Annotated in this window: 6 protein-coding genes; 1 reads left to right on the forward strand and 5 read right to left on the reverse strand. The window is 38.6% G+C overall.

From position 1 onward, the window contains the following. Positions 1–38: 38 nt before the first annotated feature. A complete protein-coding gene (gene recR / locus ACFPVY_RS15650) occupies positions 39–659 on the reverse strand; it encodes a recombination mediator RecR (protein ID WP_379793074.1) in 621 nt (206 codons plus the stop codon). A 203-nt stretch (positions 660–862) separates the two neighbouring features. Here recR and ACFPVY_RS15655 point away from each other — a divergent pair, with 203 nt between their 5' ends. Continuing rightward, a complete protein-coding gene (locus ACFPVY_RS15655) occupies positions 863–1,294 on the forward strand; it encodes a hypothetical protein (protein WP_379793075.1) in 432 nt (143 codons plus the stop codon). Between the two features lie 84 nt (positions 1,295–1,378). On the opposite strand, the gene ACFPVY_RS15660 is transcribed toward ACFPVY_RS15655, so the two are convergent. The 4 genes from ACFPVY_RS15660 to ACFPVY_RS15675 all read right to left on the reverse strand — a co-directional run. Continuing rightward, positions 1,379–3,928 (reverse strand): PAS domain-containing sensor histidine kinase, encoded by a 2,550-nt coding sequence (locus ACFPVY_RS15660; protein WP_379793077.1) that lies wholly within the window; start codon positions 3,926–3,928, stop codon positions 1,379–1,381. Between the two features lie 217 nt (positions 3,929–4,145). Further along, positions 4,146–4,349, reverse strand: coding sequence for a hypothetical protein (locus ACFPVY_RS15665; RefSeq protein WP_379793078.1), 204 nt, complete (start codon positions 4,347–4,349; stop codon positions 4,146–4,148). Positions 4,350–4,760: 411 nt separating this feature from the next. Then, the gene (locus ACFPVY_RS15670; protein WP_379793079.1) at positions 4,761–6,695 is read right to left on the reverse strand and encodes an OmpA family protein; all 1,935 of its coding nucleotides are present in this window, start codon (positions 6,693–6,695) and stop codon (positions 4,761–4,763) included. Between the two features lie 12 nt (positions 6,696–6,707). Further along, the coding region (locus tag ACFPVY_RS15675; RefSeq protein ID WP_379793080.1) for a type IX secretion system membrane protein PorP/SprF at positions 6,708–6,941 on the reverse strand (234 nt) is incomplete at its 5' end.

The raw sequence follows: 6,941 nt of genomic DNA on the forward strand, positions 1-6,941 counted from the left end.
ACAAATATAGTTTTTCATTTAGAATATGGGCAATAATTCTAATTATTTTTAAATGAATTCTCAAACGGAACGCGGTGTAATATGCTTCGCCCCAAAGTCACTTCATCTGCATATTCCAATTCATCTCCCACCGAAATTCCCCTGGCAATTGTTGACGTAATAACCTCAACATCTTTTAATTGCCTGTAAATATAAAAATTGGTAGTATCACCTTCCATTGTTGAACTAAGCGCAAAAATCAATTCTCGAATTCCGCCACCTTTCACTTTTTCAACCAATGTTGGAATATTTAATTGACTTGGTCCAACGCCATCAATCGGAGAAATTTTTCCGCCAAGAACATGATAAATTCCTCGAAATTGTCCTGTATTTTCAATAGCCATCACGTCTCTAATATCTTCAACTACGCAAATCAAAGCTTTGTCTCGTTTTTCATTGGAACAAATTTCGCAGATAGAAACATCTGAAATATTGTGACAGCTCTCGCAGAATTTAATGTCTTCGCGCATCGACAAGAGCGCTTGCGATAAAAATCCGGTTTGCTCTTTTGGCTGTTTTAGCAAATGAAGTACCAATCGCAAGGCTGTTCGTTTTCCGATTCCTGGCAACTGCGACATTTCGTAAACTGCTTTTTCTAAAAGTTTTGAGCTAAATTCCATAGGTCGCAAAGATAAGTATTTTAGTTTTTAGTAGGTAGATTTCCGAGGTCAGTTTGAAGTTTTTGGCATAATGTTTCGCTCCTTTTAACTAGAACCTAAATTAAAAATTCAAATAACCGTGTAAACAATTTAAGAAATAGCATAACGGAACGATGGCAAAAAAAATCGAACTTTATAAATAGGTAAACCTAAAATCAAAAGTTATGAGTCCTAAAAATTTTCTAGCCGGTCTTGGCGGTGCCATCGTATTAAATTTATTACACGAATCATTTAAAAAATCTAAAGTTGATTCTCCTAGAGTCGATCTTGTTGGTGAAGAAGCGTTGCAAAAAGTAGTGGGCTTTTTCGGGAATCGGATCAACGACAAACAGACATTATACAACGCAACTTTGGCGGGCGATCTGATCAGCAACGCGGCTTATTACAGCATGATTGGAAACAGTCCGAATCAATTATTTGGAAAAGCCATTTCGTTAGGATTAGTTGCCGGAATTGGTGCTGTTGCAGTTCCAGAACAAATTGGCCTTGACGCAGAACCGGTTGCAAAAAACACGCAAGTGAAAGCGATGACGGTTGGTTATTATGTAATTGGAGCGCTTGCGACTGCCGCTATTTTAAAAATGCTTTCTAAATAAAATGTGGTTTTAATTCTCAATATCAAAAAATCAGATGCTTTCAGCGAAAAAAATTCGCTGGAAGATATTCTGTAGTTTACCTAATTAAGAAGGAAAAAAGATATGAAACGACGTTCCTTCATCCACAATGCTTTCCACTTCCACCGAACCTCCAAGCGCTTTGATTTGGGCTTTGATGATAAATAATCCAAGACCTTGACCTTCAGTATTTGGATGAAAACGCTGATACATTCCGAATAAACGTGAACCGTGTCGCGCCACGTCAATGCCTTTTCCGTTATCAGAAAAAGAAAGACAGATGCCGTTTTCTACCAATTTTGATTCGATCATGATTTTCAAAGTACGATCTGCTGAACGATATTTGATAGCATTTGAAATTAAATTGATAAAAATACTTTCTAAATAGCGCACGTTGAAATTAACCGTCGGTTCTGGGAGATTGATTGAAATCTGTGCTTCGATATCATTTTCAGCTTCCAAGAAATTTCGGTTTACCCGATGAAAAACTTTTTCAATATCTAATAAACTCGTCGGAATTTCAGTCGTATTTCTGATGATTAACAACTGCGAAAGGTCGCTGATCGTCTCGGTAAGCTTTTGGGTAGAAACCGAAATCATATCAAAAACGCTAGACAATTCTTCGTTTAATAATGAACGATCCACAAAGTCTAAAAGTCCTTTTATATTAGAAAGTGGCGCACGCAGATTATGCGACGTGATGAACGAAAACTGCATCAAATCTGAATTGCTTCGCGTCAGTTCATTAATAAGATGTTCGCGCTCGGCCTCTCTCCTTTTATAATCTGTAATATCTCTTGCGTTTATAACCAGTCCGCCAACGGCCGTGTTATCTAACAAATTGTCAATTGTGGCTTCAAGCCAAAGCCAATTTCCGTTTCCGTCTTTAATTTTTAATTCGTTAAGCTTGACGGTTCGTTGCGTGGCCGTTTTTCGAATTCCAATCAAAACTTCGTCAACACTTTCTGGATGAACTACGTCTAATAACGAAGAGCCCAAAAGTCCATTTTCATGTCCTAAAAGCGTAACCGCGCTTGGGCTGATGTAACTTAAGCTAAAATAAGCATCCAAGATAAAAATAAGGTCAGAACCATTTTGAACCACAGCCCTGAAACGTTCTGCCGAATCTCGTTTTTCTTTTTCAAGACGATTGCGTTCTGAAGTATTGCTGGAATGACAGGCAACACCAGTAATTTGCCCAGAAACTTGGTCAAAAATAGGATTAAACTGCGTCAAATAATCTGGCATTGCTTCAATTTCCATAAAAAAGGATTCGCCATTTAAGCTTCGGTCAAAGAAATCCTTCCACTCTTCATAGTATTTGCCCGTCAATTGATCCACCAAAACGCATTCTCCTAAAATTTGTTTATAGCCGAGAATGTTTTCGATAAAAGTATCATATCCTTTGTTGGCAGAAATCAATTTGTAATTGACATCCACAGACCACATCAGATCTTTGGTGGCATTGATTAAAGCATATTGGTTATTTTTAATGGCCAATACTTCATTTTCAGCGTTTTTTCGATCGGTAATATCTTTAAAATAAATCGTCAATCCACCATCAGCATTGGGATAAGCCGAATTGTAAAACCAAGTTCCTTCTGAGCTGAAATGCTCAAAACTTGAGGCAACACGAGTTTCCATTACCTCATGACATCCGTCGTAAAGTGTTGAGCCTTTTCGTTGCGGAAAAACATCCCACATGAATTTACCCATCACCATTTCGCGACTTTTTCCTGTTGTCTTTTCGGCTGCAGTATTCCAATATCGAATGCTCCAAGAGGAATCGATAAGACAGAAACTTTCAGAAATACTTCCTAAAATATTTTCAATTTGTGAAGACTGTTTTTGCAATGCTTCGTGATAATTTTTTATTTCGTTTTCACGAGAAACTTGTTGGGTAATATCGCGGAACGCGGCAGTAATCAGCATTCCTTCTGGCGTGTGTAGTGGGCTCAAGCTGACATCCGTTGGAAATTCTGAACCGTCTTTTCGAAGTCCTGCTAAAATTAAATTACCCATCGCCCGCGAATGCTTATTTTCAACAAAACCTTGACGTTTTGTGGGATGCCCTTGACGAAAGCGCTCTGGCATCAGCATTTCAACAGGTTGCCCAATTAATTCGTCTGAATTATATCCAAAAAGAACTTCTGACCTCGAATTCAGCATTTCAATTTTTCCAGTTGCATTTGCGATAATCAAAGCATCTGGCGCGTTTTCGATAATGGTTCGAAATTTTTGTTCGGTGGCAGTTTGTTCAAATTCTCTAATTTTAAATTCGGTAATATCATCCAATTGCACCACGCATCCAACAACGGAATTTCCTTCCACATCAGGAATATACGTGAGTCGGTAATGTTTTTGATTGTATGCCACTTGAAGACTTAAGGTCACGGTAGCGTCCTGCAACGCCTGACGCAGGTATTCTGTGGCAATGCTCTGATGAGGCACAACCTCTTCTGGAAGCATTTCGTGTTGTAATAAATCACCATACCAAGTGCGGCAGGATTCATTTATAGAAAGGCATTTGCCGTCGATATTCCAGTAAGAAAGTTTGGCAATAGCTTTTCTTTGAAGCTTCTCGCCAAGGCGTATCTGAAAGTCTTCTGTGTGCATTTAGTGGTATTCGTTAAATTTGTTCGGTATTCATGGCAATTCATCTACGAAAAATTAATGCAGATGGTTTTAGCGTCTAAAGAAATAACAATTTATTGAACTTCAGTTATTATAGCGCAAAATTTTTTCAAAATAGTCTTCAATATTTTAACAATAAAAAAACAGATTTCAAATGCCTAAAATGCTCTGAAATCTGTTTTTTTTATTTTGATGAAATTTACACTGCACTTCCCGGAGCGCTTGGTGCTGGCCCGCCCGCCGGATCTACATCGCCCCAATCGCCAGATTCATCATCTTCGCTCTCTTCTTCTTCCTCATCGCGATCATAGTTTTCTGGATTTTGATTTGCATCTGCCGCATTTAATGGCCAATTCTCTTGTAAAGCTTTTTCTTCCGTCTGTTTGTTTTCACTATTTTTCATATCTTTTTTTATTATGGGAAACTTCCCGAGGTTTACATTAAAGTTACTTTTTTTTAAAATAGAGATTATTACGAAATTTTGCAGAAAGTTTCCACAATCTTCGAGTTTTCAATTCACAATCGAACCGAATTTTGAAACAAATTAAAATAATAAAAAAGGGGACCATACTGGCGTATGAATCCCCTTTGTATTTGGGTGGCACTGTTATGATATTATAATTTCCCCAAAATAAAATAGTGTGCCTCCCGACTGCCGACGTATCGAATAAATACCACTAAATGCGATACTAACACTGGGACGGGCGTCCGGAAAGTGTGGCAATCTGATGTAATCCCTGGAAGTCACTTATGCGATACAAAATTTCCCCAAATTCTGCATCAAGTGTAATCCCAAGTCCCAAATTGGGCGCGACTACATTTTTAGAATAATAAATTCACTTCTTCTATTGGCTTGGTGTGCTTCTTCAGTACAATCCACGCCGTCAGAGCAGTTATTTACTAATTGTGTTTCGCCATATCCTTTTGCTGAAAGGCGATCTTTACTGATTCCTTTTGAAATTAAATAGTTCATGGTAGATTTCGCTCTTCTATCTGACAACTTTTCATTATAAGAATGGCTTGCCCTGCTGTCTGTATGCGAACGGATATCGATCACCATAGTTGGATAATCACTCATGACCACAAAGATTTTTTCCAGTTCTAAGGCCGCATCGGGACGAATATTTGATTTATCCAGATCAAAAAGAATTTCTTTAATCTTAAATACATCCGCCAGATTTGTACCCGGACCGATTGGCAATGCTTTTTTCTCTAAAGCAAAAGGAAGATTCGTGATACCAGAAGTGGTGGCAACGGCCACATTTTTTTCACCCGTAGCATAATCGATTTTTTCAGCTCTCACATAATATTTTTTGCCGCAATCCACGTCGAACGTATAACTTCCGTCGGCTCCAGAATAAGCGGTTCCTAAAACTTTCATCGAGGCATCCATCAATGTTAGTTTCGTATCTGCAAGAAGCTGTCCGGTATGCGCATCTGTGATAATTCCGGCCAAAAGCTGTTCACATTCAAGTTTTTTAAGTTCCTTAAATCTATAGATATCGTCATATCCCAAACCTCCTTCTCTATTGGAAGAAAAGAAACCTGCTTGCGTTTTTGTATCAATCAAAAAGGCAAAATCATCAATAGGGCTATTTATCGGACTTCCAACATTCATAGGTGACGCGAAGCTGTTTCCTTCAACTTTTGATTTAAAAACGTCAAGACCTCCAAGTCCTGGATGACCGTCTGAAGAGAAATAAAGCTCGTTCTCGCTGGATACAAATGGAAATGTTTCCTTTCCTTCGGTATTGATCTTATTGCCTAAGTTTACAGGAGTTCCAAACGTGCCATCGGTGTTTAGGCTCACTTTATAAATATCTGACTGCCCTAAAGTCCCGGGCATATTAGATGCAAAATAAAGTGTTTTTTCATCGGGACTCAAAGCTGGATGTGCCACGTTATATTCATTGCTATTAAACGGAAGCTCAATTGCTTTTGACCATTTTCCGTTCTCCAAAGTAGCTTTGTACAATTTCAACCCAATGGTTCTTTCACTATTTTTTCCCTTTTTGCCATTGTTAAAATTATTACGGGTAAAATACATCGTCTTTCCGTCATTGGTAAACACGGGTGTTGCTTCGTTATATTTGGTCTCCACATCCTGAAGGAATTTTTCTGGAGTACCAAGTTTGCCGTCTCCATCCACAGCCGATGCGTAAAAACCTGTAAATTGCTGGTTGGTCCAGCTCTGAACTCTTTTCGACGTACCAGGAAGCTCTCTGTTACTAGAGAAAACCAGCTGATTTCCTAGAAAAGACGTGCCATAATCTGAATAGGCAGAGTTGATTCCTGCATTTTCTACAGTGTATCGCCCAGAATTCTCTTTGATTACATCAAGGTAATTTTTGCTTTTTTCGAACTGCTGCGCGCGTAAATCAGTTCCGTTTTTTTCAGAAAATATCGAAAGCATTTGATTTGCTTTGTGATAATCGCCGCTTGCCTTCAATGTCTGCGAATAACGGTAGTAATATTCTGGTTCTACTTGCTCGTTTAACGCAAAAAGTTCCGTGTACCATTTATTTGCTTTGGCTAATTCTCCATTAAAATAATAAGCATTGCCCAGTTTTTGAAAAAGATCTACCGACTTGTACCCTTTCTCGGCAACACGTTCGTATATTTTAATGGCGTCAATAAAGGCATATTGCTCATATTTTTTATCGGCAGCATTAAGTTGTGCTTTCTGCGCATGTCCGTTATGGCTCGCCAACATAAAAAGTGTTGCGCCTGCTATCAGTCTTAGTTTCATAATGTGCTTTTTTTAGAAAAATCTTGGTGTTATTATTCTGTTATATCTGCTAAAAAGCTCAAAACGCAGAAATATCTCGTGCGAACCTGAGTTATACTTAGCTAATTTTGTGGTCTCGCCATCGTAAGCATATCCTACGAAAAGTCCGTCGGTGATCTGAAATCCTGCCATGGCACTCCAGGCAGCACTCCATCGGTAAGCGGCCCCCAAAGTAAATTTATCGTTGATTAAAAAATTACCCGAAAA

It is taken from the genome of Flavobacterium qiangtangense, assembly GCF_042658345.1.
Lineage (GTDB): Bacteria > Bacteroidota > Bacteroidia > Flavobacteriales > Flavobacteriaceae > Flavobacterium > Flavobacterium qiangtangense.